The sequence below is a fragment of the Pseudomonas sp. PDM03 genome (genome assembly GCF_014852385.1).
GTDB lineage: Bacteria > Pseudomonadota > Gammaproteobacteria > Pseudomonadales > Pseudomonadaceae > Aquipseudomonas > Aquipseudomonas migulae.
Window position 1 is genome coordinate 39,683 of record NZ_JACVBM010000020.1, and the last position, 25,698, is coordinate 65,380.

The window sequence follows — 25,698 nt, forward strand, 5'->3', positions numbered from 1 at the left end:
ACCAAATGACGGCGCAGGGTGTGCTCCAGATTGTTCGCGATCCCGCATTCACCACCAAACCTTGTAGGAGCCGGCTTGCCGGCGATAGCGGTCGACCAGACGACATCTTTATTGGCTGAAGGGCGCCATCGCTGGCAAGCCAGCTCCTACAAGGAGGTGGTGGTTCAGACGCACCGTGTTGTCTGAATCGCCAGCAAGCCGGCTCCTACAGGGGATCGGCGCGCAGGAGGGTTATTCCGTGCTGCCCAGGCCTTGCCAATGCTTGAGGCCGATAAAGATAAAGCGCAGTTGCTGAGTGATTTTCGCTTGTGGTGTCAAATGCGCGGGCAACGCCTCGGCCGGCGGATCAATGATTTCCGGCAGGGTCGCAAACACGCTTTTGACGATGAGATCGGCCATGACACTCAGACCGGCGATGTCCAGATGTTGCAGCTTTGGCATCAGCGACAAATCGGCCGCGAGGTCCGAGCTGATGTCTTCGCGCAAGCGGCCGATGGCCTGGCGCACCGGTAGCGAACCGCCGTACTGCTCGCGGGCCAGAAACAGGAATTGCGAACGATTGGCCGACACCACGTCGAGAAAAATCCGCACCGAGGCATCGATGATGCCGCCCATGACGAATTCGTTGTGACGCACCAGGCGGATGGTTTCGCGGAAGGTTTGTCCGACTTCGCTCACCAGCACCAGGCCCAGTTCATCCATATCGGCGAAATGCCGGTAGAAACCGGTGGGGACGATGCCGGCGGTTTTCGCCACTTCGCGCAGGCTCAGGCTGCCGAATCCTCGGCCGCACTCCATCAAATGGCGGGCAGCGTCCATCAAGGCATTGCGGGTTTGTTGTTTCTGTTCGGCGCGGGGCAGCATCGCAAGGGTGTTTTCTGGACAAGACAGCGGCGCACTCTAGCAAATCGGCTTTGCCGGCGTCGAACGACTATCGGGAGTGATGCGAGGGAATGTGTCGCTTCTATAAAGTCAAAAGCCCAATCCGTGGATTGGGCTTTTTTTCAAGGCCGCCATGGGCTTAGCTCACAGCGCTGTTGCGTTCGATTACGCGGTCACCACCACCTTCAGCCAGGGTTTGGCCTTGTGGGGTACGGTCGGAACCGTCGGCAGCCAGGGTTTGGCCTTGTGGAGTGCGGTCGGAACCGTCGGCAGCCAGGGTTTGGCCTTGTGGAGTGCGGTCGGAACCGTCGGCAGCCAGGGTTTGGCCTTGTGGAGTGCGGTCGGAACCGTCAGCGGCCAGGGTTTGGCCTTGTGGGGTGCGGTCGGAACCGTCAGCAGCCAGGGTTTGGCCTTGTGGAGTGCGGTCGGAACCGTCGGCAGCCAGGGTTTGGCCTTGTGGGGTGCGGTCGGAGCCGTCAGCGGCCAGGGTTTGACCTTGTGGAGTGCGGTCTGAACCATCTTGAGTGATCAGGCCTTTTTCTTTCAGGCGATCATTACCACCTTCGGCAACGGTTTGACTGAACACCGAGTGGCTGTCTTTCACTTGTGGGGTGGCCTGGTCAGCGGCTGGCAGGGCGAAAGCGGTGCTGGCCAGCATGGAGAGGGTAAGGCTAAACAGTAGTTGGCGTTTCATGATCATGTGCTCCGTGGGAGGGCGGCAAAGTGGGTACGAGGCCAATGCTACTCTCGATAAGTCGATATAAAAGTTCATAAACGCAATGGTAATAATCAACAGAATTGATTGTTCCGTGCGAAGGCTCTAGATCGGGCCTTTCCGGCGGATGTTTTTGCACTGATGTGGGTATTTTCTACTCACGTGCGTCGCACAAAAGTGCGGGGTCGGTAACGCCGGATTTCGAGTGCAGGGTGTCCCCGACCGATTATTTGAACGTTAAGCCGCATTTCGATTAAACCTGCGCGCCGTTTCCCAGTCCTAGGCTTCATGCCAGGCCGGTTCTGGCCTGAGGTTTCACACGCGCGTCGCGGTCAGGGCGCTCAGTCGTATTCAGGAGCCCTGTGCAATGACGCGCACCCCGAAAATTTTTGCCTGGACCTTTGCCAGCCTGGTTGTGTTACTGGCGATACTGGTTCTGATCATCGCGTTCTTCGATTGGAACCGGATCAAACCGACCCTCAACGCCAAAGTCTCCGAAGAGCTGCATCGACCGTTTGCCATCAATGGCAACCTCGCGGTGGTCTGGCGGCGTGAGCTTGACGAAGGTGGGTGGCGCGCCTGGGTGCCGTGGCCGCATGTGGTGGCGCAGGACCTGAGCCTCGGCAACCCGGACTGGTCGAAGCAGCCGCAAATGGCCACGCTCAAACGCGTCGAGCTGCGCATTTCGCCGCTGGCTCTGTTGGCGCAACGGGTGACGATCCCGCGCATTGACTTGACCGAACCGAACGCAGACCTCCAGCGCCTGGCCGATGGCCGCGCCAACTGGACCTTCAAGTTCGACCCCAAAGACCCAAACGCCGAACCTTCCAGTTGGGTGGTCGACATCGGTGCGATCGGCTTCGACAAAGGCCACGTCAACCTCGACGACCAGAGCCTGAAAACGCAGCTCGACCTGATCATCGACCCGCTGGGCAAGCCGATACCGTTCAGCGACATCGTCGGCGACAAAGCCGCGAAAACTGCGCAGGAGAAGGGCGCGGCTCCCCAGGATTACGCGTTTGCACTGAAGGTCAAAGGCCAATACCACGGCCAGAAACTGACGGGCGAAGGCAAGATCGGCGGCCTGCTGGCCTTGCAGGATTCGGCCCGGCCGTTCCCGCTCCAAGCCCAGGTCAAGATTGCCGACACCAGCGTCGAGCTCGCCGGTACGCTGACCGACCCGCTTAACCTTGGTGCGCTGGACCTGCGGCTGAAACTGGCCGGCAGCAGCCTGGGCAACCTCTATCCGCTGACCGGCGTGACCCTGCCGGATACACCGCCCTACGCCACCGACGGCCACTTGATCGCCAAGCTGCATGAGCCGGGCGGCGCGGTGTTCCATTACGAAGCGTTCAACGGAAAGATCGGCGAGAGCGACATCCATGGCAGCCTGGCCTACGTAGCCAGCCAGCCTCGGCCGAAACTCAGCGGTTCGCTGCTCTCCAATCAACTGTTGTTTACCGACCTTGCGCCCTTGATCGGCGCCGACTCCAATGCCAAGCAAAAGGCTCGGGGCGGCGAAAGCAAGCAGCCGGCGGACAAGGTGTTACCGGTCGAAGAGTTCAAGACCGAGCGCTGGCGCGACATGGACGCCGACGTCGAATTCACCGGCAAGCGCATCGTCCACAGTGAAAAACTGCCGTTCAACGATCTCTACACGCACCTGGTGCTGACCGACGGCGTGCTCAGCCTCGAACCCCTGCGTTTCGGCGTGGCCGGCGGCAAACTGGATGCGCAGATTCGCCTGAACGGTCGCACCGAGCCGCTGGAAGGCAACGCCAAGCTGACCGGGCGCGGTTTCAAACTCAAGCAGCTATTCCCGACCTTTGAACCGATGAAGACCAGTTTCGGCGAGCTCAATGGCGATGCCGACATCAGTGGTCACGGAAACTCGGTGGCCAAGTTGCTGGGCACGGCCAATGGCAATCTGAAGATGCTGATCAACGACGGTGCCATCAGTCGCGAGTTGATGGAGCTGGCCGGGTTGAATGTTGGCAACTACGTGGTCGGCAAAATCTTTGGCGACAAAGAAGTGAAGATCAATTGCGCGGCGGCCGACTTCGACATCAAGACCGGCCTGGCGACCACTCGGTTGTTTGTCTTCGATACCGAGAACGCGATCATCTACATCGATGGCACGGCGAACATGGCGACTGAGCAACTGGACCTGACCATCACCCCGGAATCCAAGGGCTGGCGCCTGATTTCCCTGCGTTCGCCGCTGTACGTGCGAGGCAAGTTCATCAAGCCGGATGCGGGCGTGAAGGCGGTGCCGCTGATATTGCGCGGGGCGGGGATGGTGGCCTTGGGCGTGATTGCGGCGCCGGCGGCGGGGTTGCTGGCGCTGGTGGCGCCGAGTGGGGGTGAGCCGAATCAGTGTGCGCCGTTGCTGGAGCAGATGAAGGCGGGCAAGGCACCCGTCACCGTTAAGCCCACCAAATAAACCGATGACGGTCTGACAGGCGCTACAAATCTTTCAGGATGTTTGCCACAGGGAAGTGATCGCTACTCCAGTGTGAGTGACGTGCGCGGCGAAAAGTTTGATGTGATTTGCGATCTTGGCAACAGGCCAGACAATCGAGCTTCCTCCTGCAACCACGCAAAAAATGCCCGCACCGGCGGATGGCGTTCTCGACCCGGTACGCACAGCGCGCTGTAACCGGCGCCACTCACCTGGATTTCACTCCGGTAAGCCACCAACAAACCACTGGCCACGCTCTCGGACACCAGAATATTGCTCGCCAGCACCAGGCCTTGTCCGGCGATCGCTGCTTGCAGCGCGTAATGCTCTTCGTCGTATTCGCGGACCGCCGGGTTTGCCGTCAGCCAGGTTTCTGCTGACTGCGAGCACCACGCCTCCCAGCCATGGGCGTACAGCTTCGAGTTGTGCCAACGCACGCTGATCAACGTCGGTGCGCGGATGCGGGCCTGGGCAACCTGTTCCGGCGAACCATAAACGCCGAACGACTCATCGAACAGGCACAGGCCATAAAGGTTCGGGTAGTCATCGAGGCTATAGCGCACCACCAGATCGACGCTGGCGTCCTGATGCAAATCGATGACTTCGCAATGGGTGTCCAATCGCACGCTGATGTTCGGATGCCCGGCGTAAAAACGCCCCAGTCGCGGCACCAGCCACAAAGCGGCAAAAGCCGCGGTGGTGGAGATTGTCAGGCTGGTGCCGCTGCGTTGCGGGCGCAAGGTGTCGACGCTTTGCGCCACTTCCAGAAAAGCGCCGTGCAGGCTGTGGAACAGACGCTCGCCGCATTCGGTCAGGCGCACTTGCCGTGGCAGTCGCTCGAACAGCGGCACGCCGAGCCAGGTTTCCAGCGAACGGATCTGGTGGGAAACCGCCGTTGGCGTCACCGACAATTCTTCGGCGGCGGCCTTGAAACTCAGCAGGCGTGAGGCGGATTCGAACGCGCGCAGGGCGGTCAGTGGCAGCGAGGCAAACATTGAACACTCCATGGGTGAAATGAATTCATCCAAGCTGATTTTTGCTCATTTGAGGCGAGACGGTCACGAGCACAAGCTGCATGCCACACGCCGTTTGAGTTTAGTCCTCAGGAGATTCAGATGAACAGAATTCTTGCGATTCACGCCAGCCCACGGGGCGAACGTTCCCACTCCCGTCGCCTGGCCGAGGTGTTTCTCGGCGCCTGGCAGGCCCGCCATCCGCAAGCGCAACTGACTCGCCGCGAAGTCGGACGGGCATTGATTCCTCCGGTCAATGAAGCGTTTGTGGCCGCCGCGTTTTACCCCGAGCCCGAGGCGCGGCCGCTGACGATGCAGGCCGACCTCGCGTTCAGCGATGAACTGGTCGCCGAGTTGCTGGGCCACGATCTGCTGCTGATTTCCACGCCGATGCACAACTTCAGCGTGCCCAGCGGCCTCAAGGCGTGGATCGATCAAATCGTGCGGCTCGGGCTGACCTTCAATCACACGCTGGACAATGGCGTCGCGCAATACGAGCCGCTGGTGCACGGCAAGAAAGCGCTGATCGTCACCAGCCGTGGCGGATTCGGCTTCGGTCCCGGGGGTGAACTTGAAGCCCTGAACCATGCCGATACCTTGCTGCGCACGGCGCTGGGCTTCATCGGCATCACCGACGTCACCGTGGTCGCCGCCGAGGGCGAAGAATCCGCCGAGCGCACCTTTGAAATCTCAGTCGCTGAGGCCGAGCAGCGTTTGCTGACGCTGGCCAGGGAGTGCTAGATGGCCTGGGTGTTTTTGCTGATCGCCGCCGGGTTCGAAGTCACCTTTGCCATGGGCATGAAGTATGCCGAAGGCTTCACCCGGCTCTGGCCGTCGCTGATCACGGTAGTGGCGGCGGTGGGCGGGATCTACTTCCTGACCCTGGCGATGCGCGAATTGCCGGTGAGCATCGCTTACCCGATCTGGACCGCCATCGGTTCGCTGGGCACAGTGTTTCTCGGGTTTGCGTTGCTCGGCGAAAGCCTGACGGCGGTCAAACTGGTATCGGTCGGATTGATCGTGGCGGGGGTGGCGGGGCTGAAATAGAGCGGATGTCATAGACTGGTCGTCGAGCTGTCACATTCGATGTCGATGCTGGGCTGATGTCTTGCTTTCAGCCTTGCGTCACCTCACCGATCACAAGGACGTTTGCCCATGTCGCAAGGTTCTGCCACGCGTTATCCGTTGGTGCTGGTCCCGGGAATGCTCGGGTTTATCCGTCTGGTGCTTTATCCGTACTGGTACGGGATCGTGGCGGCGTTGCGCCAGGGAGGGGCGACGGTGATTGCGGTTCAGGTGTCGCCGCTGCACTCGACTGAAGTGCGCGGTGAACAATTGCTGGCGCGGATCGATGAAATCCTGCGCGAAACCGGTGCCGAGAAGGTCAACCTGATCGGCCACAGCCAAGGCTCGCTGACCGCCCGTTACGCCGCCGCCAAACGCCCGGATCGCGTGGCTTCCGTGACCTCGGTGGCAGGCCCCAATCACGGCTCGGAACTGGCGGATTACTTGCACAAACATTACCCGGCGGACAGCGCGAGGGGGCGGCTGCTGGCGTTTTTTCTTCGGATCATCGGTGCGTTGATGAGTTTGCTGGAAACCGGCTATCGCGGGCCGAAGCTGCCGGTGGACATCCACGCGTCCCATGAGTCGCTGACGACGGCGGGTGTGGCGTTGTTCAACCAACGTTATCCACAGGGCTTGCCTGAAACATGGGGCGGGCACGGGCCGGAAGAGGTCAACGGCGTGCGCTATTACTCGTGGTCCGGCACGTTGCAGCCAGGCAAGACCGATCGCGGGCGCAATCTGTTCGACGGGACCAACCGCAGTTGTCGGCTGTTTGCCAAAACCTTCGTGCGTGAAGTCGGGCATTGCGACGGGATGGTCGGGCGTTACAGCTCGCATCTGGGGACGGTGATTGGCGATGAGTATCCGCTGGATCACTTTGACATCGTCAACCAATCGTTGGGGTTGGTGGGGAAGGGGGCCGAGCCGATCCGGTTGTTTGTGGAGCATGCGGCGCGATTGAGAGCGGCGGGGGTATAACGTCAGTTAAACCGCATCATCGTTCATCGCGAGCAGGCTCGCTCCCACATTTGGATTGCGCTCCCCTGTGGGAGCGAGCCTGCTCGCGATGGCGTCAGGTCAGGCGACGCTAATCTTACGTCCCAACACCGTTGTCCAACGCTCCGAAACAATCACCCCACCCAACGTCAACATCCCGCCCACCAGGTGATACATCGCCAATTGCTCATGCAACACCACTGCGGCAATCAATGCGGTAATCACCGGCAGCAAATTGAAAAACAGCGTCGTCCGGCTCGGTCCCAGACGCACCACGGCTTGCATCCATGCCAGCGGTGCAACCATCGAAGCCAGCAGGCAGGCATACAGAACCAGCGGAATATTCTGCAGCGTCGGGCCGATTTTCGGCGACACGGCGAACAACGGAAACAGCACCACCACCGCCACCCACACCTGCAGATACAACAACACCAGCGGTGGCAAACGCAGCTGCCATTTTTTCAGCAGCGTGCTGTAAATCGCATAGGCCAGTGTGGCGATCAGCATCATTGCATCGCCCAGGTTCACCCCGTGCTCAAGCAATGCACTGAGGCTGCCGGACGACACCACCACCAACACACCGCCAAACGACAACACCGCACCGGCCAGCGCACCGGCGGTCAGGCGCTGGCCGAGGCTGACGATCGCCATGGCCAGCGACATCAACGGCATCAGCGACAGGATGATGCCCATGTTGGTGGCGGAGGTCAGCGTCGCCGCGAAATACGCCAGGCTCTGATAAACCGCCATGCCCAGCACGCCGAGGATGAAAATCTTGCCCAGGTTCGGGCGGATGGCCGACCAATGGACGATCACCGGTTTGAGCATAAAGGGCGTGAACAACAATCCGGCCAGCAGCCAGCGGTAAAAACCGATCTCCGCCGGGAAGATCGCCCCGGCCGACATTTTGGTGATCACGGTGTTGCCAGCCCAAATGAAAATGGCCAGCAGGGGATAAGCGTATTGCATCAGGAACAACCAGAACGTTAATGAGGGAGAATTATCGCCTGTCCGGATGCAAGCCTATACTGCGATCCAGACAACCTGACCCTGATGACAGACAGCATGAGCAGCAAACACATCGACCTGCTGGATTTCAGCGAATTGCCCGCGCCGGTGTACTTCCGCTACGCCGACTTCAATAGCCACGAATATGCCTCGGCCCACCGTCACCCCTGGGGCACCCTGGAGTATTCGGCCAACGGTGTGTTGCACATGGAAATCGGCAGCAGCCGTTTCATGTCGCCGCCGCAATACGCCGTGTGGGTGCCGCCGCAGATCGAGCACAGTTTCTACAGCAATCAACCGATCAACTACCGCGCCGTCTGCCTGGCGCCGGCGCTGTGCCACGAGCTGCCGAAGCAGGCCTGCACCCTGGCGATCAGCGACATCCTCAAGGCAATCCTCAAGGACTTCGCTGCCCGTGACGTGAAGATTCCCGAGCAAGAGACCGACCAACGCCTGGCCCAGGTGCTGGTGGATCAGCTGCAGCAGGCGCCCATTCACCAATGCTACTTGCCCTACGCCAGCAGTCCCGGGCTGCTCGGGATTCTGGAAGCCTTGCAGGTTGAGCCCGGAGATAACCGGCCGTTGTCGGCATGGGCCGAGCAGATTCACGTCAGCGAGCGCACCCTGGCGCGGCAGTTTGTGCGCGAGTTGGGCATGAGTTTCGGCGAATGGCGGCAGCGCCTGCGCTTTCTGGCGGCGATTGAAGCATTGGACAGTCATCGCAGCATTCAGGAAATCGCCTTCGACATGGGCTACAGCACCGGGTCGGCGTTTATCGCCATGTTCCAGCGCCAGGCCGGGTGTACGCCGGAGCAGTATCGCCGAAGCCATCTGCCGGGCAGGAAGCTGTAACAGGCTTTGTCTACACTCCAGAGCGAGGCCGTGCCCCTCGGTGCGGCAACAAGGAGAAAACTCCATGACGATGTTGCGTGTCCCTTTGTTGATGATCGGTTTGCTGCTCTGCTCCCAGGGCTTCGCCGCCACTGCCCAACAGAACAAGATGACCACCTGCAATGCCGACGCTACCGCGAAAAGCCTCAAGGGCGATGAGCGCAAAGCCTTCATGAGCACCTGCCTTAAAGCCGCGCCCGCCGCCAATGACGCGAAAGCCCTGACCCCTCAGCAAGAGAAGATGAAAACATGCAATGCCGATGCCGCGACCAAGGCCCTCAAGGGTGATGAGCGCAAGGCGTTCATGAGTGATTGCCTGAAGAAAAAATAAACGGATTTGCGGGGATTGTGAGGGCCCCATCGCGAGCAGGCTCGCTCCCACATTTGTCCTGTGTATGCAGATCCATTGTGGGAGCGAGACCGGCTTGCCGGCGATGAGGCCGGTAAGGGCACTGAAAAAAACAGGTCGGCCCCCGACCAACGTCGCCCCACACAATCCCTAGTGCTGACACCCGAACGCTGGCAGACTGCCAATCCTTTTACGCCGTTCGTTTTGAGGCTGTATGCCAACGTTTTCTCAACGCCAAGTCTTGCTGCTCATCAGTTGGGTCATCATCTTTGGTGGTTTGCTGCTGGTGATTCCGTTGCGCTTGCTGCCAAGCCTGCTGGCCGGTCTGCTGGTGTTCGAACTGGTCAACATGCTCACCCCGCAATTGCAGCGACTGATCGAAGGTCGGCGTGCGCGCTGGCTGGCGGTGGCGTTACTGGGGACGTTAGTGGTCAGTGTGCTGACGCTGATCTTTGCCGGCGCCTTCAGTTTCCTGCTGCATGAGGCGGAAAACCCCGGCGCTTCCCTCGATAAATTCATGCTCGTGGTCGACCGCGCTCGCGGTCAGTTGCCGCCGTTCATCGACGCTTACCTGCCGGCCAGCGCCGCCGAGTTTCGCGTGGCGATTGGCGAGTGGATGAGCAAACACCTCAGCGACCTGCAACTGGTGGGCAAGGACGCGGCGCACATGTTCGTGACGTTGCTGATCGGCATGGTGCTCGGCGCGATCATCGCCCTGCAACGGGTGCCGGACCTGACCAAGCGCAAGCCGCTGGCCGCCGCACTGTTTGATCGCTTGCACCTGCTGGTCCAGGCGTTCCGCAACATCGTGTTCGCACAGATCAAGATTTCCCTGCTCAACACCTTCTTCACCGGGATTTTCCTGGCGGTGGTCCTGCCGATGTTTGGCATCAAACTACCGCTGACCAAAACCCTGATCGTACTGACCTTCCTGCTCGGCCTGTTGCCGGTGATCGGCAACCTGATGTCGAACACGCTGATCACCATCGTCGGCTTGTCGCTGTCGATCTGGGTGGCGGTGGCCGCGCTGGGTTATCTGATTGTTATCCACAAGCTCGAATACTTCCTCAACGCGCGCATTGTCGGCGGGCAGATCAGTGCCAAGTCGTGGGAGTTGCTGTTGGCGATGCTGGTGTTCGAGGCCGCGTTCGGCCTGCCGGGGGTGGTGGCGGGGCCGATTTATTACGCGTATTTGAAGAGTGAGTTGAAGCAGGTGGGGATGGTTTGATCCGGTCGATATGTATTGCCTGATCTGACGCTATCGCGAGCAGGCTCGCTCCCACATTGGAATGTGATCTCCTGTAGGAGCGAGGCTTGCCCGCGAAGGGCTCACCTCGGTTTCGGATCAGTCCATCGGCCCATAACGCTTGGCCGCTTCAATCGCCAAACCACTGCCGATGCTGCCAAAGATGTTGCCTTCCACATGCCGCGCATTCGGCAACATCGCCGAGACGCTGTTGCGCAATGCCGGAATCCCGCTCGAACCACCGGTGAAGAACACCGTATCCACCTGATCGACCCGCACGTTGGCGTCGTTCAACATCTGAGTCACGCTGTTGCGCACGCGCTCCAGCAAGTTGTCGATGGCCGATTCGAACAACGCCCGGCTCAACTCCACGCTCAGGCCTGGCTCAATGCGGTCCAGTGGCACATGGCGACTGTCGGCGTGGGTTAGCTGGATCTTGGTTTCTTCCACTTCCATCGCCAGCCAGTGCCCGGCGCGTTGCTCGATCAGCTTGAACAGACGGTCGATGCCGCCGGTGTCTTCGATGTCGTAGCGCATGCTGCCCAGGGCCAGGGTCGACTTCTGCGAGTACACCGAGTTGATGGTGTGCCAGGTCGCCAGGTTCATGTGGTGGCTGGTCGGCATGTAGGCGCCGCTCTTCATGCGGCTGCCGTAGCCGAACAGTGGCATCAGGCCTTGCAGGCTCAACTGCTTGTCGAAATCGGTCCCGCCGATGTGCACGCCGCCGGTGGCGAGGATGTCCTCGTGACGGTTGTCGTGATTGCGGCGTTCAGGAGACAGGCGCACCAGCGAGAAGTCAGACGTACCACCGCCGATGTCGACGATCAGTACCAACTCTTCCTTTTCGATGGTCGACTCATAGTCGAACGCTGCCGCAATCGGCTCGTACTGGAACGACACATCCTTGAAGCCGATGGCGCGGGCCACGTCCACCAAGGTGTTTTCCGCTTCCTGGTCAGCCATTTCGTCGTCATCGACGAAGAACACCGGACGACCCAGCACCACTTCATCGAACTCGCGACCGGCGGCGTTTTCGGCACGCTTCTTCAACTGACCGATGAACAACCCGAGCAGGTCCTTGAACGGCATCGCCGTGCCGAGAACGCTGGTGTCGTGCTTGATCAGTTTGGAACCCAGCAGGCTCTTGAGCGAGCGCATCAGCCGGCCTTCGTAGCCTTCCAGGTACTCGTGCAGCGCCAGTCGGCCGTACACCGGGCGGCGTTCTTCCATATTGAAGAAGACCACCGAGGGCAGGGTGATCTTGTCGTCCTCCAGCGCGATCAGCGTTTCCATGCCGGGGCGCAGCCAGCCGACGGTGGAGTTGGACGTGCCGAAGTCGATACCACAGGCACGGGCTGGAGATGCGTTTTTCATGTCTATCAGGTTCCGGTTAAAAAACGGCCGCGCAGTGTATGCCAGTGCGGCGCAGATTCGAAGGCCGACTATCCGCTAAATCTCGGTAATTAGCGCCTTGATAAGACGGCCCGATGCCCCAAACTTGTCTGCATTGGCCCTGGCAGCCATTGGGATGGTCAAAAGAACCGCCCGCCGCTGCCGATAAACTTCTAATGCGCTGTCCGGTCACAAACTTGAGATCGGTCAAACCTCGTGCGGCAATTAAGAGCATGCTGAGGCTGATGGCGCGATTTTGATAATGGATGGTGATTCCACGATGGACTTCAAAGACTATTACAAGATTCTCGGTGTGGAACCGACCGCGGACGATAAGACGATCAAGGCGGCTTATCGCAAGCTGGCGCGCAAATACCACCCCGACGTCAGCAAGGAAAAGGACGCCGAGTCCAAATTCAAGGACGCGTCCGAAGCCTATGAAGCGCTGAAAAGCGCCGACAAGCGCGCCGAATACGACGACTTGCGCAAATACGGCCAGCACGGCCAACCGTTCCAGGGCCCGCCAGGTTGGCAGGGGCGTGGCGGCGGTGGTTTTGGTGGCGGTCAGGACGCGGGCGATTTTTCGGATTTCTTCAGTTCGATCTTCGGTAACCGCGGTCCTGGGTTTGGTGGTGGAGAGTCGCGTCGCAGTGCCGGACGTCGAGGGCAAGACGTGGAAATGGAACTTGGGATCTTTCTGGAAGAAACCCTCTCGAACGAATCGAAGAAGGTCACGTTCCAGGTGCCGCAGTACAACGCTGCCGGCCAGCACGTCAGCAACACCAGCAAAAGCCTGAACGTGAAAATCCCCGCCGGCGTGACCGACGGCGAGCGCATCCGCCTCAAAGGCCAGGGTGCACCGGGCATCGGTGGTGGCGCCAACGGCGACTTGTTCCTGATCATTCGCTTTGCGCCGCATCCGAAGTTCGACGTCGAAGGCGAGAACCTGATCATTACGCTGCCGCTGGCTCCGTGGGAATTGGCGTTGGGAACCGAAGTGGCCGTGCCTACACTGACAGGCAAGATCAACCTCAAGGTGCCGGCCGGTAGCCAGAACGGCCAGCGTATGCGCGCCAAAGGCCACGGCTTGCTGAATAAGGCCGGTCATCGCGGTTATCTGTTTGTGCAATTGAAGGCGGTCATGCCAAAAACCTCGAGCGACGAGGTCAAGGCGTTGTGGCAGGAACTGGCGAAAAAAGCCGCATTCGACCCGAGAGAAAACTTCTGATCCAAGAGACGGAGTAGCCCATCATGAGCAACCCCCTGATCGTTCAACTGGACATGGCAGAATTCTGTGAGGCGACCGATTTGTCGGACGTCTACGTGATCGAAATCGTCGAGCACGGCATCCTCGAACCTCAGGGCAAGCAGCCCAAGGATTGGCGTTTCACCGATTATGAGCTGGCGCTGGCCAAGCGTGCCGCCAAGCTGCGGCACGATCTGGAGCTGGAGTGGGAAGGCGTCGCCCTGGCGCTCGACCTGCTTGAAGAGGTGCAGCAACTGCGGGCCGAGAACCGGATGCTCAAGCAGCGGTTGGCGCGGTTAGTGGTCGAATAGCTGAAGCCAATTCGATTCCTGTAGGAGCCGGCTTGCTGGCGATGGCGTCTTCATGATCGCCATCGCCAGCAAGCCGGCTCCTACAGTTCATCACCGTGCACGGCCGTCTATCTGGGCAACACCACGGTAAACAGCGTCCCGTCAGTTTCGTTCGAGCTGACCTCGATCGTCCCGCCGTGCGCATCGACCACTTCCTTGACGATGAACAACCCCAGGCCAAGGCTGGTGGACGGCTGGCCGAGTTCTTCATCGGCGCTGCGTATCAGCGGATCGAAGATCGTGCCGATCGCGTCCTCGGGAATCGGCGCTCCGAAGTTATGCACCGTAAGACGAACGGTGTCTGGTTCGCCGGTGAGGGTCACCGTCACATCACGTTTGTTCGACCCATGCTGCAAGGCATTGCCGATCAGGTTTTGCAGCAGTTGAGCCAGGCGTCCGGCATCCCACACGCCTGTCGTGTCGCCCTCTGCATGAACCGTCGGATCGCACTCGGGATTACCGGCACAGGCTTCGGCAATCGCTGCGTGGGCGGCATCGGCCAGGTCCATCGGCCGCGGTTCAATCGGCAGGCTCTTGCCCAGGCGACTGCGCACCAGTTCCAGCAAATCGCTGACCATCACCGCCATGTGCCGCGCGCCGCGCTTGATGTTGATCGCACAAGCCAGGGCATCGCCTTCAAGCGTGGCTTTACGCATCAGCAATTCGGTGGACATGCTCACAGCCTGCAAGGGTGCGCGCAGATCATGGCCGAGAATAGCCAGGAAGATATCCCGCGAATGATTGACCTGTTCGGCATAGGCCGCCGTGGATTCGGCAAGGGCTTCGTCGATGGCTTCGTTGAAACGGATCATGTCCTGGAAGTAAGCGAGGTCCGGTGATTCCAGGCTATTGACCCACAACCGGATCACACAGGCGCGCAGGTGACGGAACTCGCTGGTCATCTGCAACAGATCGAAGCCCACTGTATGGCGCAGTTCACCATGGCTGGCGCCGGCTTCGTCCAGGCTCGGGGTTTTCTCCGGACCTTCGCCCCTGGCCTTGGCGAGTTGCTCGCTGGCGGTTTGCGCGGTGGTCATGTCCCGCGCTGCCGCCAACAGGATTTCCCTGGCGTGATCACGCAAGGCCACTCGATCCATATTCTCGGCCGCCGGGGTAATCGTTCTGGCGAACTGCTCCCATTCATCGACGATACGGTCTACGTGTTGCCTGATGAATTCGGATAGGCGCATGGTCGGTTTCCTGATGGCAATCCGAGGCATCTTAGCTCCTTTGGCATTCCCTAAAAACTACCACTGCGCCGGTGACCATTCTTTAGTGGCCTCAGGGTGCTAATTAAATATTTTTTAGATCCTGAAATTGAATGCATTGTCGGTCTGGTGCGGTTTTCCAAGTGGTTTTTTAGTCTTTTGTTTTTAACCGCACTCAATAGTCTGGTGGTTCTTTTCATCGCATAAGGATTTGCGAAATGAACGAACTATCGGACGCTCCGGCGTTGCAAGTCATTACCGGGCATGGAAGAAGCAAAGCCAATGTTCATCGTGAATATCTGCTGGGCAAACTGCCTTTGCCGCTAAAAGACGCACCTGTTTCACGACTGCTTGCGATGGCCGATTCGACCGTGGAAGTTCCGCCGTGGTATTTGAATGCACGCGCCATCGACCGTCAGTACCTCAAGCAACTGACGGATGAGCGCTGGCGCGTTCAGGTCCCGTTGGACGACGTGTTGGAGAATGTACAGCGTGACATTCTTGCCTTTGCCGAACCTTTGCTCGTTAAAGCATTAAAGGATCAGCTGAATCTGGAACTGGACGTCAATACGACGCTTATTCGCCTGTATACCCCGGCAAAACTGGGCTTTGGCATCGATACCAATGCCAGTCGGCTCAGGCAATCGACGTTGCTGGAAGCGGCGCTTCACAATTTCGAGGCGCCTGAAACGCAGGCCGGCGCGTTTCGCGATGGCTCCGGCATCTTCACCCGGGACCACGAAAACGAGTTACAGCGGCATGCACTGACGGTCGAACAATTCGCGGCCCTGTGCCGGACGCTTGATATCGGCGCGCACTATCAGCGTCACATCAAGGCAGCAATGATGCCCGAAGATATCGCGGCCAAGGCAAAAATCGAGCGGCACTGCATGGCCAGTGAAAAAGCCATCTTCAACGAATCTGCGCTGATCGCGTATTTGAAAAACGACATCAGTTCCTATGGCTACGGGAAACTTCAGCAAATTCGTGACAATGAAAAAGGCATTGCGTGGAATCATCGTCCTTTGCAATGCCATCGACTTTCGTTAATGGGCTTCAGGTTGTCCGGCATCCTGTTGTTCAGTGCAGTGGCAGACCCCACTGAAGTTAAAAGAATTTACGACAGTCTGGTTCCCCGGCACCAACGCACACTGATGGAATGGTCCAGACGTCTGACGCTGCTACCGGGCCAGGAGTTTGAGCAGTTCAAATTACTCGAAGCGTTTTTCGCCAATGGTCCCTGCGGTCTTGTCGACGCAATGTTGCGAAGGGAAGACGGTTTTCAACAAAGCCGTCTCGACGGAACGTTGATCGTTTATGTCCCGGATGATCCTGACCATCCCTTCAAAGAGTATGCGTCCCTCACGGACTTCATGAAGGAGCTGACGAGCCAGTTGCGCTCGCCAGACTATCAACAGTTTTTCAGCCGATTCGTGGCACAAAAAGACCATGGCAAATTCTTTGCCCGGGTTCGCGAGCGTTTCACCACGTTCACCTGGACGCAACGTGAGCCGCTGGACATGGGGCCGTGGTGGCGAGAGACCGCGGTTGAAAACGCCAACGCAGAGCCCATCACCAACATCATTAGTGGCGATCTCTGGCCGCAAATCGGTCGCTGGCGCAGGGACAAGGCGATTGCGGATGCGCGGCACATCGCGGTGCCGACCGACGATGAAGACGCTACCACCCGCTGGAATCGGTTGACCAGCTATCTGAGCATCGGCTGGAACGTATTCAACTTCGGCGCGATGTTGGTTCCCGGCCTGGGCGAAGCGATGCTGGCGGTCATGGTTGGGCAGATGTTGTTCGAAACCATGGAGGGCATCGAGGAGTGGAGCAAGGGCGACAGAGACGAAGCGGCGGCCCATCTGACCGGTGTCATGATCAATTTCGCGCAACTGGCAATCATGGCGGCAGGGCATGTTTTGCCCGCCGGTGCGGCGGCGTCGGTCAAACCGTCGGCCTTTATCGATCAATTGAAAAAGGTTGAGTTGCCTGACGGCAAGACACGCCTGTGGAAGCCAGACCTGTCGCCCTACGCCCATGACCTGACGTTGCCCAAAGCGGCGAAGCCAGGCGAACAGGGGCTGTTCCGGCACAGCGAAAAAGCCATCCTGAAGCATGAAAACAAATACTTCGAAGTCAGAAACGATCCGAGTACGGGCCAGCCTCGCGTGCAACATCCGGATCGGCCGCAGGCGTATCAGCCCACACTCGAACACGACGGTGCCGGTGTGTGGAAGACAGAACTCGACCGACCTGTCGAGTGGGACAAAACCACGCTCATGCGGCGCCTGGGGCTGGCGGTCGAGGACTTGTCCGAGGCCACGCTGGAGCAGATTCGTATCGCCAGCGGTGTCGAAGAAGACCTGTTGCGCCGGTTGCATGTCGTCAACGAGCCACCGCCCGCGCTGCTGACCGACACGATCGAACGCTTCAAGAACTGGGCAGACGTGCAAAAACTCCCCGGGCAGATAGTGCTTGATGAGGTTCCCGAAGCGTTCATCGAGCAGGTGTCGCGTTTGCTGGTCGAACTGCCGGGTTGGCCTGAGCAAAAAAGCATCGAGCTTTTTGACGGCGCCGGGCAGTCGGGGCGCTCGATCAAATACGGCAATCTCGACGCATCGCCGGCCAATACGCTGAAGATAAGCCGTGCCGAGGTCAGTGCCGGGAAACTTCCGGAGCTGGCCGTGAAGTTTGTCAATGAGGCCGACATCCATGCGTTGTTCGGACAGAGTATTTCCACTGACGAGCGTATCCGCATCGACGCCTTGAAAAACAAACTCGCGGGGCGGGCGGGCAGTCATCCGGGACCTTTGTTTGACGCGCTCAATCGCCGTTTGCAGCAGACAGACAACCGGCAGGTGCTGGCGCTCCAGGACGCCTTCAGCAACCTCCCTACGGTGATCGCCCGTGAGTTGCTGGCCGACATCGAACCGCAAGACTTACTCGGTATCACCGAGTCTTCGCGTATTCCCTTGCGGCTCAGAGAGCGCGCGCGGCTGGCCTTGCGCACGCTGCGCGCCGCACGTGCTTACGAAGGGCTTTACCTCGACGCCGCGTACGGTGTCGATAGCGAGCGATTGGCGTTGCACTCGTTGCAAGCGTTACCCGACTGGCCCGCAAACGTGCGCATCGAAATCCGCGAATACTCATTCGACGGACCACTGCGCGACAGTGTCGGCCCGGCAGATGCCGCCGTTCGCCGAATCCTTGTCAGCGAGGACGGTCAGTACCAGGCCCGCGATGACGATGACCTGCATCTGCATGGGGCCGATGACCTCTATGCGTCTATGTTGCATGCCCTGCCTGATGCTGAACGAAACGCGTTGGGGTACCAGATCAATCAAGGCGCGACGCTCAAGCAAGCCATTCAAAAAACGCCATTGCCACGGGACAGGTTCAACGCGCTTCTGGCGGATAACCCTGTTCGAAAACCCGCGTACGATCCAACCACGATGCGTCTGCGTGGCGGCATGCGCGGGATGGCTCAAGGTCTGCGCCGAGTTCAGGGGCAAATAACGCCGCAAGAGCGGGTCCGCGTGGTTCGCCCCGGATGGACGGAGGCCGAAGCGCAGTCCTATCTGCAAGCGGGGGGCAGCGACGTCAGTCCTGAACAGAGGGCGAGTGCCCTGGAAGAGGAGTTCAATCAGCTCAATTCAAATTTTCAAAGTTGGCTGAGCTCGCCAACCGAAGCGTTCCGCTTCACGTCCGCCGGCATCGCCGAATGGCAGTCCAGAAACGCGGTGTACAAAGCGGTCAGGGAATGTTGGCAGCACACCGGGTTGCGCGATGTGGATTCGTACGGCGCGCTGCGAGGCTTCGTGCTTGACCTCGAGAACCTGCCGTTGGGAGGGCGTCTGCGAACCATGCCAAAACTGGAGGGCAACTTCGATCACGTCACCCGCCTCAATCTGACCCTGACCGAATTGACCGATGCACAGGTTTCCTTGCTCGATCATTTCCCGCGATTGCAATCGCTCAACATCAACGGTAATTCGCTCACCCGGTTTCCTCGTGCCATCGGCCGTATGCGCGCGCTGACGGAACTGAACATGCGAGCAAACCGCATTGCCCTGGATGCGCAAGGCGTCGCGGATTTGCGCAACCTGACGCGGCTTCAGATCCTGGACCTGCACAGCAATCCTCTGGGGCAGGTTCCGGATATCGGCAGCATGCGCATGTTGCATACGCTGATCCTGGCCGACACCGGCATTCGGACCTGGCCGGACGGCTTGTTCGCGCAGCCGCGGTTCCGGCATTTTTACCTGGACATGCAACGCAACGAAATCACCTATGTGCCCATGGTCACGCGAGGCTCCGTTCAGGCGGAATTGCTGGCGCGCACGGTGTTGGGCCGGCAAACGGATTTTTTGCCGGCCTTCAACCTGCAGACGCTCAGGGAGTACATCGCATCCGTCGGCATGGACCCTGATCGACCGTATCCACCTCGCGGCGTGCGCGACAGTCTGGACTGGGAAACCGGCATGACCCGGCCGGAATGGGTGGCCAAACAGGAGGTGTGGAACAGCGTCGAGGACGAGATCGGTTCGGTCGGTTTTTTCAACGAGATTCGCAAACTCACTGAATCGGGGCATTTCAAGCACGACCTCGGGTTTCGGGTCGACATGACCGCCAAGGTCTGGCGAATGCTCGATGCGATGTCGAAAAATACCGAGCTGCGGCAAAAACTCTTCACCCTGACCACCGTGCCCACGGCGTGCGTCGATGCCGGCGCGCAGCTGTTCAACGCCATGGGGATGGAGGTGCTGATTCATGAGGCCTATGAACTGGCCAATCCCGCGCTGGTAGAGGGTGAGTTGGTGTCGCTGGCGCAGGGCAAGTCACGTCTGGATGAACTGAGCAGGATTGCCCGCAAAACGGTTTCCGAACGCGAGGCGATGGGTGAGGAATTCAGGCGCGTCAATGCGACGGGCGAGGTCACCGGCACGATTGATGAGGTCGAAGTTCACCTGGCATTCATGACGGACCTTGCCGACCGGTTGGACCTGCCCTGGCAGTCGCGAAAAATGCAGTTCAGAAAAATCGCCGGCGTCACGCCCGCGATGATCGAAGATGCTTTCCATCGTGTACTGAACCTTGAGGCGGGTGAATTGCTCGACGATTTGCTCATCGAGCAGCCGTTCTGGTCATCCTATGTCGAGGGTTTCAACCGGGGGGCTATCAAGGGTTTCAGACGCCGGATTGAAGCCACGATCGAGTTCTACTCAGCGCTTGAAAAACGCGCAACCGACACAACGCTTTCTCTTGAGCAAAAGGCGCAATTAAAGGAAGAACTCAGGGTGCTCGGCGCTGAGTTGAACAAACCGGAAAGTGAGTTTGCGCCGGGACGGGTCATGACCGAAGCGGAATACGCCGCCGAACTGCAAGTCATCGACGAAGACAAGAAAGCCTTTATCAAAACGTTCACACGCCAGGCGATCGAACGGGCAAAACTGCAACGGGTAGAAATTCCTTTCACCGTACAGTCGAACACCTGATCGCCTCTGTTTTACGCCGGGGCCTGGCAAGCCAGGCTCCGGTGATTTGGCGGATTAAAACAGGAAGTAACGCTGGGCCATCGGCAGCACATCCGCTGGCTCGCACCAAAGCAGAACGCCGTCGGCCTTGACCTGATACGTCTGCGGGTCGACATCGATACTCGGCAGGTAGTCGTTGTGGATCAAGTCGGTTTTCTGCACATCGCGGCAACCTTTGACCACAGCGATTTTTTTCTTCAAACCCAGCGCTTCGGGAAGTCCTGCCTCCTGCGCTGCCTGGCTGATGAACGTCAGGCTGGTGGCGTGCAACGAGCCGCCATAGCTGGCGAACATCGGGCGGTAGTGCACGGGTTGCGGCGTCGGTATCGAGGCGTTGGCATCACCCATCAGACTGGCGGCAATGGCACCGCCCTTCAGAATCAGCGTCGGCTTGACCCCGAAAAACGCCGGGCGCCAGAGCACCAGATCGGCCCACTTACCCACTTCGACCGAACCGACTTCATGGCTGATGCCGTGGGTGATCGCCGGGTTGATCGTGTACTTGGCGATATAGCGTTTGGCGCGGAAGTTGTCGTTGCCCTCGCCATCCCCCGGCAGTGGGCCGCGCTGCTTTTTCATCTTGTCGGCGGTCTGCCACGTGCGGGTGATCACTTCGCCGACCCTGCCCATGGCCTGGCTGTCGGAGCTGATCATCGAGAACGCGCCGAGGTCGTGGAGGATGTCTTCGGCGGCAATCGTTTCGCGGCGAATGCGGCTTTCGGCGAAGGCCACGTCTTCGGCAATACTCGGGTCCAGGTGGTGGCAGACCATCAGCATGTCGAGGTGTTCGTCGATGGTGTTGCGGGTGAAGGGCCGGGTCGGGTTGGTCGAGCTTGGCAGCACGTTGGTAAAACCGCAGGCCTTGATGATGTCCGGGGCATGACCGCCACCCGCGCCTTCGGTGTGATAGGTGTGGATGGTGCGGCCCTTGAAGGCGGCGAGGGTGGTTTCGACGAAGCCGGATTCGTTGAGGGTGTCGGTGTGGATCGCCACCTGCACGTCGTACTGGTCGGCGACGCTCAGGCAGTTGTCGATACTCGCCGGGGTGGTGCCCCAGTCTTCGTGCAATTTGAGGCCGATGGCGCCGGCCTTGACCTGCTCGATCAACGGCTCCGGCAGGCTGGCGTTGCCTTTGCCTGTCAGGCCGATGTTCATCGGGAAGGCGTCCGCTGCTTGAAGCATCCGCGCCAGGTGCCACGGCCCGGAGGTGCAAGTCGTGGCGTTGGTCCCGGTGGCCGGGCCGGTGCCGCCGCCGATCATGGTGGTGACGCCGCTCATCAGCGCCTCTTCGATCTGCTGCGGGCAGATGAAGTGGATGTGGGTGTCGATGCCGCCGGCGGTGAGGATCATGCCTTCGCCGGCGATCACTTCAGTGCTGGCGCCGATGGCGATGGTGACGTTCGGTTGCACGTCCGGGTTGCCGGCCTTGCCGATGCCGGCGACGCGCCCGTCCTTGAGGCCGACGTCGGCTTTGACGATGCCCCAGTGGTCGATGATCAGCGCGTTGGTGATCACCGTGTCGACGACTTCGGCAGCCAGCAGCTGGCTTTGGCCCTGGCCGTCGCGGATGACTTTGCCGCCGCCGAATTTCACTTCTTCGCCATAGGTGGTGAAGTCTTTTTCCACCTCGATCCATAGCTCGGTGTCGGCCAGGCGGACCTTGTCACCGACGGTGGGGCCGAACATGTCGGCGTAGGCTTGTCTTGAGATTTTCATGGGCATGCCTTGAGATTCAATTGATGTTGAGACCGCTCGCGGTGCTCGCTATCGCCAGCAAGCCGGCTCCTACAGGTATGCATTCCAACGCCGATATTCGGGTGAAATGCGATCCCCTGTAGGAGCCGGCTTGCTGGCGATGGGGCCGGTACAGGCGCTTAATGACCTACAGGTCACCCATGACCCGCCCGGCAAACCCGAACACCCGGCGATGCCCGGCCAGGTCAACCAGCTCGACCTCGCGGCTCTGCCCCGGTTCAAAGCGCACGGCGGTGCCGGCGGGGATGTTCAGGCGCATGCCGCGACTGGCGGCGCGGTCGAAAGTCAGGGCGTCGTTGGTTTCGAAAAAATGGTAGTGCGAGCCGACCTGGATCGGCCGGTCGCCACTGTTGGCCACCTTCAGGCTGACGGTGCGGCGGCCGACGTTGAGTTCGATGTCGCCGGGCTGGATCTGGTATTCACCGGGAATCATCAATGGGCTCCTTGGAGAATCTTGTAGTAGAGGGCGGTCGGCTTGTAACGACCGCTCGGGTCGCAGGCGTAGTCGGGAATTTCTCCCGCACGGGTGTAGCCCAGGGCCTTGTAGAAATCCTCGGCCGGGGAACCGGCTTCGGTGTCGAGGTAAAGCAAGCCGCGCTTGTGCTGGAGCGCGGCCTGTTCCAGGGCGCTCATCAATTGTTGGCCCAACCCACGGCGGCGCGCGTGTTCACGTACCAGCAGCTTCTGCACTTCGGCGCGGTTCAAACCGTTGGCTTTCTGGCACAAAGTCAGTTGCACACTGGCCTGCACTTGCTCGTCCTTGACCACCACCCACAGCAGCACGTTGCCCTTGTTCAGGTCCTCTTGAACGCCATCGAACCAGGCGCGCGCCTGAGTGGCATCCAGATCGGCCATGAACCCGACACTGGCGCCATAGCCGACAGCGTCGAGCAGCAGATCAATCAAACCCTGACGATAGTGCGCAAAGCTTTCAACATTGACGCGGCGCAGTTGGGCGGCGTTCATCGGGTATTACTCCTTGCTGGCGGGCGGCGGTTCAGCGCCAGGATTGAGGGTCAGTTGCATGAAGGTCAGGTCCAGCCAGCGGCCGAACTTGGTGCCCACCTGCGGCATCTGCCCGGTGGTCACGAAGCCGACGCGTTCATGCAGGCGGATGGAAGCGGCATTGCCGCTTTCGATGGCGGCGACCATCACATGCTTGTCACAGCCTTTGGCGCGCTCGATCAACACGTCCATCAATTGCGGACCCAGTCCATTGCCGCGTTGATCGCTGCGTACGTAGACCGAGTGCTCGACGGTGTGGCGGAAACCGTCGAACGGTCGCCAGTCACCAAATGAAGCGTAGCCGAGTACGCTGTTGTCGCCGTCGACGATCACCAGGATCGGATAGCCCTGGGCTTGCCGGGTGCTGAACCAGGCCTGGCGGTTGCCCAGGTCCACGGCCTGTTCGTTCCAGATCGCCGTGGTGTTGAGCACGGCGTCGTTGTAGATGTCGCGGATCGCCGGCAGATCGGCGTGCACCGCATCGCGGATGTGGTAAGTCATGGCGCGGCCTCAGGCGATGGGTTGGTGGACGGTGACCAGTTTGGTCCCGTCGGGGAAGGTGGCTTCGACCTGGATCTCCGGGATCATTTCCGGGATGCCTTCCATCACTTGTTCGCGGCTGAGCAGGGTGGTGCCGAAGTGCATCAGCTCGGCCACGGTCTGGCCGTCACGCGCGCCTTCGAGCAGCGCTGCGGAGATGTAGGCCATGGCTTCCGGGTAATTGAGTTTCACGCCGCGCGCCAAACGCCGCTCGGCCACGAGGCCGGCGGTGAAGATCAGCAGCTTGTCTTTTTCGCGTGGGGTCAGGTCCATCGTTTGGAATCCATCTGGGCAGATAAAAAAATCGGATCTGTAAACACGTACCTTGTAGGAGCCGGCTTGCTGGCGATGGCGTCGGCACATTCAACAAATCAGGCGCCTGACAGGCCGCCATCGCCAGCAAGCCGGCTCCTACAAGGATCGGTGTTCAGGTGCTCCATATTCTGGGTGGGACCGCTTCTCGACCGAGCAACGCTGGCCTGAGCAATAGCCACAAATCAATCAACCAGCCTCGCGCCAACAGCGCCTCGCTGGCCAGGCACCGAGCCACCAACAGCCCCGGTAACTGGGTCAAATCCCCGCGCACGTCATTGGGCAGCGAGCGACAGGTTTCCAGCAGTTCACTGTCAATCTCCCCCGTCACCAACAACGTCGCAAACACCGGTTGCCCATCCAGGCCAATCGGCGAATCGAGCAACCCGTCATCCCCGACAATGCGCTGGCGTTCGTGCCAGAGCAACTGGCCGTCGCGGCGGATATCCAGCTGCGCCTGAAAATGCCCGAGGTCGAAGCGCTCGCCACTGGCCGGACGGCCCAGCGCCACCACGTCCCAGTAGAACAGCCGCGCATCACCTTCAAGGTCAATGCAGGTGCTGAGCTCCGCTTGGGCGGCGCTGAAAATGATCGTCTCTTGTGGCAACCATTCCAGTGTCGCGCCGGCCGCCACCTTCAAACTCAGTTGCTGATAGGCGGGTCCTGCCGCCCGATACCACTTGGCTGCGCCGGGGCTGGTGATTTGCGCCCACGCCTCACGGCCGATGCTGGCGCTGATGTCCAGCCTGTCACCACCGGCAATCCCGCCGGGCGGATGCACGATGATGTGCTGGCAAACCTCGGGCCCTTCGGCGTACAGATGCTTTTGCACCCGCAACGGTCCTTTATGCCGACGCTGAACCGGGCGCGTGGTGTCGCCGAATCGGGCATAGCCCAGTTCCAGCTCGGCATGCCAGCTAGGCGTGAACAGCGTTGTGTGGGCAGGTAAATTCATGATGTCTAATTATCGTAGGGACGCTACAGATTAGATCGTAGCCTTAGATAGTAACCAAACCGCGGACACCCTCGGCTTCCATATTTTCGCCGCGCCCCTGCTGCACGATCTCGCCACGGGACATCACCAGGTATTGATCGGCCAGTTCAGCGGCGAAATCGTAGAACTGCTCCACCAGCAGAATCGCCATGTCGCCGCGCGCTGCAAGCTTCTTGATGACCGCGCCGATCTCCTTGATCACCGATGGCTGGATGCCCTCGGTCGGCTCGTCGAGGATCAGCAGCCGAGGCCGGCTGGCCAGTGCTCGACCGATTGCCAGTTGCTGCTGTTGGCCACCGGACAGGTCACCGCCGCGTCGTTGCTTCATTTGCAGCAACACCGGGAACAGCTCGTAGATGAACGCCGGGACTTCTTTCGCTTCGCTGCCCGGAAATCGTGACAGGCCCATCAGCAGGTTTTCTTCCACGGTCAGGCGGCCGAAAATCTCGCGGCCCTGAGGCACGTAAGCAATCCCGGCATGCACCCGCTGATGCGGCTTGAACGTGGTGATCGGTTTGCCTTCCCAGTTCACCGCGCCTTCTTTGGCCGGCAGCAAACCCATCAGGCATTTGAGCAGCGTGGTCTTGCCCACACCGTTGCGCCCGAGCAGGCAGGTGACTTCACCGACCTTCACGTCAAACGTCAGGCCGCGCAGGATGTGGCTACCGCCGTAGTACTGGTGCAGCTTGTCGACTTGCAGCATCTTTGAATTCCTCTCAACCCCTGT

23 protein-coding genes are annotated in these 25,698 nt (G+C 59.9%); 10 read left to right on the forward strand and 13 right to left on the reverse strand.

The window, feature by feature from the left end; genetic code table 11:
* Positions 1–231: 231 nt before the first annotated feature.
* Both IB254_RS23550 and IB254_RS23555 read right to left on the reverse strand, forming a co-directional pair.
* On the reverse strand, positions 232–864 hold the full coding sequence (locus IB254_RS23550; RefSeq protein ID WP_192419690.1) for a TetR family transcriptional regulator: 633 nt from the start codon (positions 862–864) through the stop codon (positions 232–234).
* A gap of 157 nt (positions 865–1,021) precedes the next feature.
* Positions 1,022–1,576, reverse strand: a complete 555-nt coding sequence (locus IB254_RS23555; RefSeq protein ID WP_192226941.1) for a hypothetical protein — start codon at positions 1,574–1,576, stop codon at positions 1,022–1,024.
* A 388-nt stretch (positions 1,577–1,964) separates the two neighbouring features.
* Between IB254_RS23555 and IB254_RS23560 the strand changes: the two genes are divergently transcribed.
* Positions 1,965–4,040, forward strand: coding sequence for an AsmA family protein (locus IB254_RS23560; RefSeq protein WP_192419691.1), 2,076 nt, complete (start codon positions 1,965–1,967; stop codon positions 4,038–4,040).
* 62 nt (positions 4,041–4,102) lie between these two features.
* On the opposite strand, the gene IB254_RS23565 is transcribed toward IB254_RS23560, so the two are convergent.
* Complete coding sequence (locus tag IB254_RS23565) at positions 4,103–5,065, reverse strand: LysR substrate-binding domain-containing protein (protein WP_225602479.1); 963 nt, start codon at positions 5,063–5,065, stop codon at positions 4,103–4,105.
* A gap of 108 nt (positions 5,066–5,173) precedes the next feature.
* On the opposite strand from IB254_RS23565, the gene IB254_RS23570 reads away from it, so the two are divergent.
* From IB254_RS23570 to IB254_RS23580, 3 genes are all read left to right on the forward strand, one after another.
* Positions 5,174–5,812 carry an FMN-dependent NADH-azoreductase gene (locus tag IB254_RS23570; RefSeq protein ID WP_192419693.1) on the forward strand — a complete coding sequence of 213 codons (639 nt, stop codon included), beginning with the start codon at positions 5,174–5,176 and terminating at the stop codon, positions 5,810–5,812.
* Positions 5,813–6,118: a DMT family transporter gene (locus IB254_RS23575; RefSeq protein WP_008031171.1), complete on the forward strand. Its 306-nt coding sequence runs from the start codon at positions 5,813–5,815 to the stop codon at positions 6,116–6,118.
* A gap of 108 nt (positions 6,119–6,226) precedes the next feature.
* Positions 6,227–7,117, forward strand: a complete 891-nt coding sequence (locus IB254_RS23580; RefSeq protein WP_192419694.1) for an esterase/lipase family protein — start codon at positions 6,227–6,229, stop codon at positions 7,115–7,117.
* Positions 7,118–7,216: 99 nt separating this feature from the next.
* Here IB254_RS23580 and IB254_RS23585 read toward each other — a convergent pair whose 3' ends face one another.
* Positions 7,217–8,104 (reverse strand): DMT family transporter, encoded by an 888-nt coding sequence (locus tag IB254_RS23585; RefSeq protein WP_192419696.1) that lies wholly within the window; start codon positions 8,102–8,104, stop codon positions 7,217–7,219.
* A gap of 96 nt (positions 8,105–8,200) precedes the next feature.
* Between IB254_RS23585 and IB254_RS23590 the strand changes: the two genes are divergently transcribed.
* The 3 genes from IB254_RS23590 (at position 8,201) to IB254_RS23600 (ending at position 10,611) form a co-directional block, all read left to right on the forward strand.
* The gene (locus IB254_RS23590; RefSeq protein ID WP_192226946.1) at positions 8,201–8,995 is read left to right on the forward strand and encodes an AraC family transcriptional regulator; all 795 of its coding nucleotides are present in this window, start codon (positions 8,201–8,203) and stop codon (positions 8,993–8,995) included.
* Between the two features lie 64 nt (positions 8,996–9,059).
* Positions 9,060–9,365 (forward strand): PsiF family protein, encoded by a 306-nt coding sequence (locus IB254_RS23595; RefSeq protein WP_008031179.1) that lies wholly within the window; start codon positions 9,060–9,062, stop codon positions 9,363–9,365.
* 232 nt (positions 9,366–9,597) lie between these two features.
* Positions 9,598–10,611 carry an AI-2E family transporter gene (locus tag IB254_RS23600; protein WP_008038685.1) on the forward strand — a complete coding sequence of 338 codons (1,014 nt, stop codon included), beginning with the start codon at positions 9,598–9,600 and terminating at the stop codon, positions 10,609–10,611.
* A gap of 117 nt (positions 10,612–10,728) precedes the next feature.
* Here IB254_RS23600 and IB254_RS23605 read toward each other — a convergent pair whose 3' ends face one another.
* Positions 10,729–12,003, reverse strand: a complete 1,275-nt coding sequence (locus IB254_RS23605; RefSeq protein WP_192419698.1) for an Hsp70 family protein — start codon at positions 12,001–12,003, stop codon at positions 10,729–10,731.
* A gap of 298 nt (positions 12,004–12,301) precedes the next feature.
* Between IB254_RS23605 and IB254_RS23610 the strand changes: the two genes are divergently transcribed.
* Positions 12,302–13,249, forward strand: a complete 948-nt coding sequence (locus IB254_RS23610; RefSeq protein ID WP_192419700.1) for a DnaJ C-terminal domain-containing protein — start codon at positions 12,302–12,304, stop codon at positions 13,247–13,249.
* Between the two features lie 23 nt (positions 13,250–13,272).
* The gene (locus tag IB254_RS23615) at positions 13,273–13,578 is read left to right on the forward strand and encodes a chaperone modulator CbpM (RefSeq protein ID WP_008038687.1); all 306 of its coding nucleotides are present in this window, start codon (positions 13,273–13,275) and stop codon (positions 13,576–13,578) included.
* 107 nt (positions 13,579–13,685) lie between these two features.
* On the opposite strand, the gene IB254_RS23620 is transcribed toward IB254_RS23615, so the two are convergent.
* Complete coding sequence (locus IB254_RS23620; RefSeq protein WP_192419702.1) at positions 13,686–14,807, reverse strand: sensor histidine kinase; 1,122 nt, start codon at positions 14,805–14,807, stop codon at positions 13,686–13,688.
* 236 nt (positions 14,808–15,043) lie between these two features.
* Between IB254_RS23620 and IB254_RS23625 the strand changes: the two genes are divergently transcribed.
* Positions 15,044–20,326, forward strand: coding sequence for a dermonecrotic toxin domain-containing protein (locus IB254_RS23625; protein WP_192419704.1), 5,283 nt, complete (start codon positions 15,044–15,046; stop codon positions 20,324–20,326).
* A gap of 54 nt (positions 20,327–20,380) precedes the next feature.
* Here the strand turns inward: IB254_RS23625 and ureC are convergent, their stop codons facing one another.
* The 7 genes from ureC to urtE form a co-directional block, all read right to left on the reverse strand.
* On the reverse strand, positions 20,381–22,081 hold the full coding sequence (gene ureC, locus IB254_RS23630) for an urease subunit alpha (RefSeq protein ID WP_192419705.1): 1,701 nt from the start codon (positions 22,079–22,081) through the stop codon (positions 20,381–20,383).
* A gap of 166 nt (positions 22,082–22,247) precedes the next feature.
* A complete protein-coding gene (locus IB254_RS23635; RefSeq protein ID WP_192226951.1) occupies positions 22,248–22,553 on the reverse strand; it encodes an urease subunit beta in 306 nt (101 codons plus the stop codon).
* On the reverse strand, positions 22,553–23,086 hold the full coding sequence (locus IB254_RS23640; protein WP_192419706.1) for a GNAT family N-acetyltransferase: 534 nt from the start codon (positions 23,084–23,086) through the stop codon (positions 22,553–22,555). The genes IB254_RS23635 and IB254_RS23640 overlap by 1 nt, the downstream gene beginning before the upstream one ends.
* Positions 23,087–23,092: 6 nt before the next feature.
* Entirely contained in the window at positions 23,093–23,626 is a 534-nt protein-coding gene (locus IB254_RS23645) for a GNAT family N-acetyltransferase (RefSeq protein WP_192419707.1), read from the reverse strand.
* Positions 23,627–23,635: 9 nt separating this feature from the next.
* Entirely contained in the window at positions 23,636–23,938 is a 303-nt protein-coding gene (gene ureA, locus IB254_RS23650; RefSeq protein WP_007907366.1) for an urease subunit gamma, read from the reverse strand.
* 154 nt (positions 23,939–24,092) lie between these two features.
* Positions 24,093–24,932, reverse strand: coding sequence for an urease accessory protein UreD (locus IB254_RS23655; RefSeq protein ID WP_192419708.1), 840 nt, complete (start codon positions 24,930–24,932; stop codon positions 24,093–24,095).
* A 43-nt stretch (positions 24,933–24,975) separates the two neighbouring features.
* Positions 24,976–25,674, reverse strand: coding sequence for an urea ABC transporter ATP-binding subunit UrtE (gene urtE, locus IB254_RS23660; protein WP_008031204.1), 699 nt, complete (start codon positions 25,672–25,674; stop codon positions 24,976–24,978).
* Positions 25,675–25,698 lie beyond the last annotated feature (24 nt).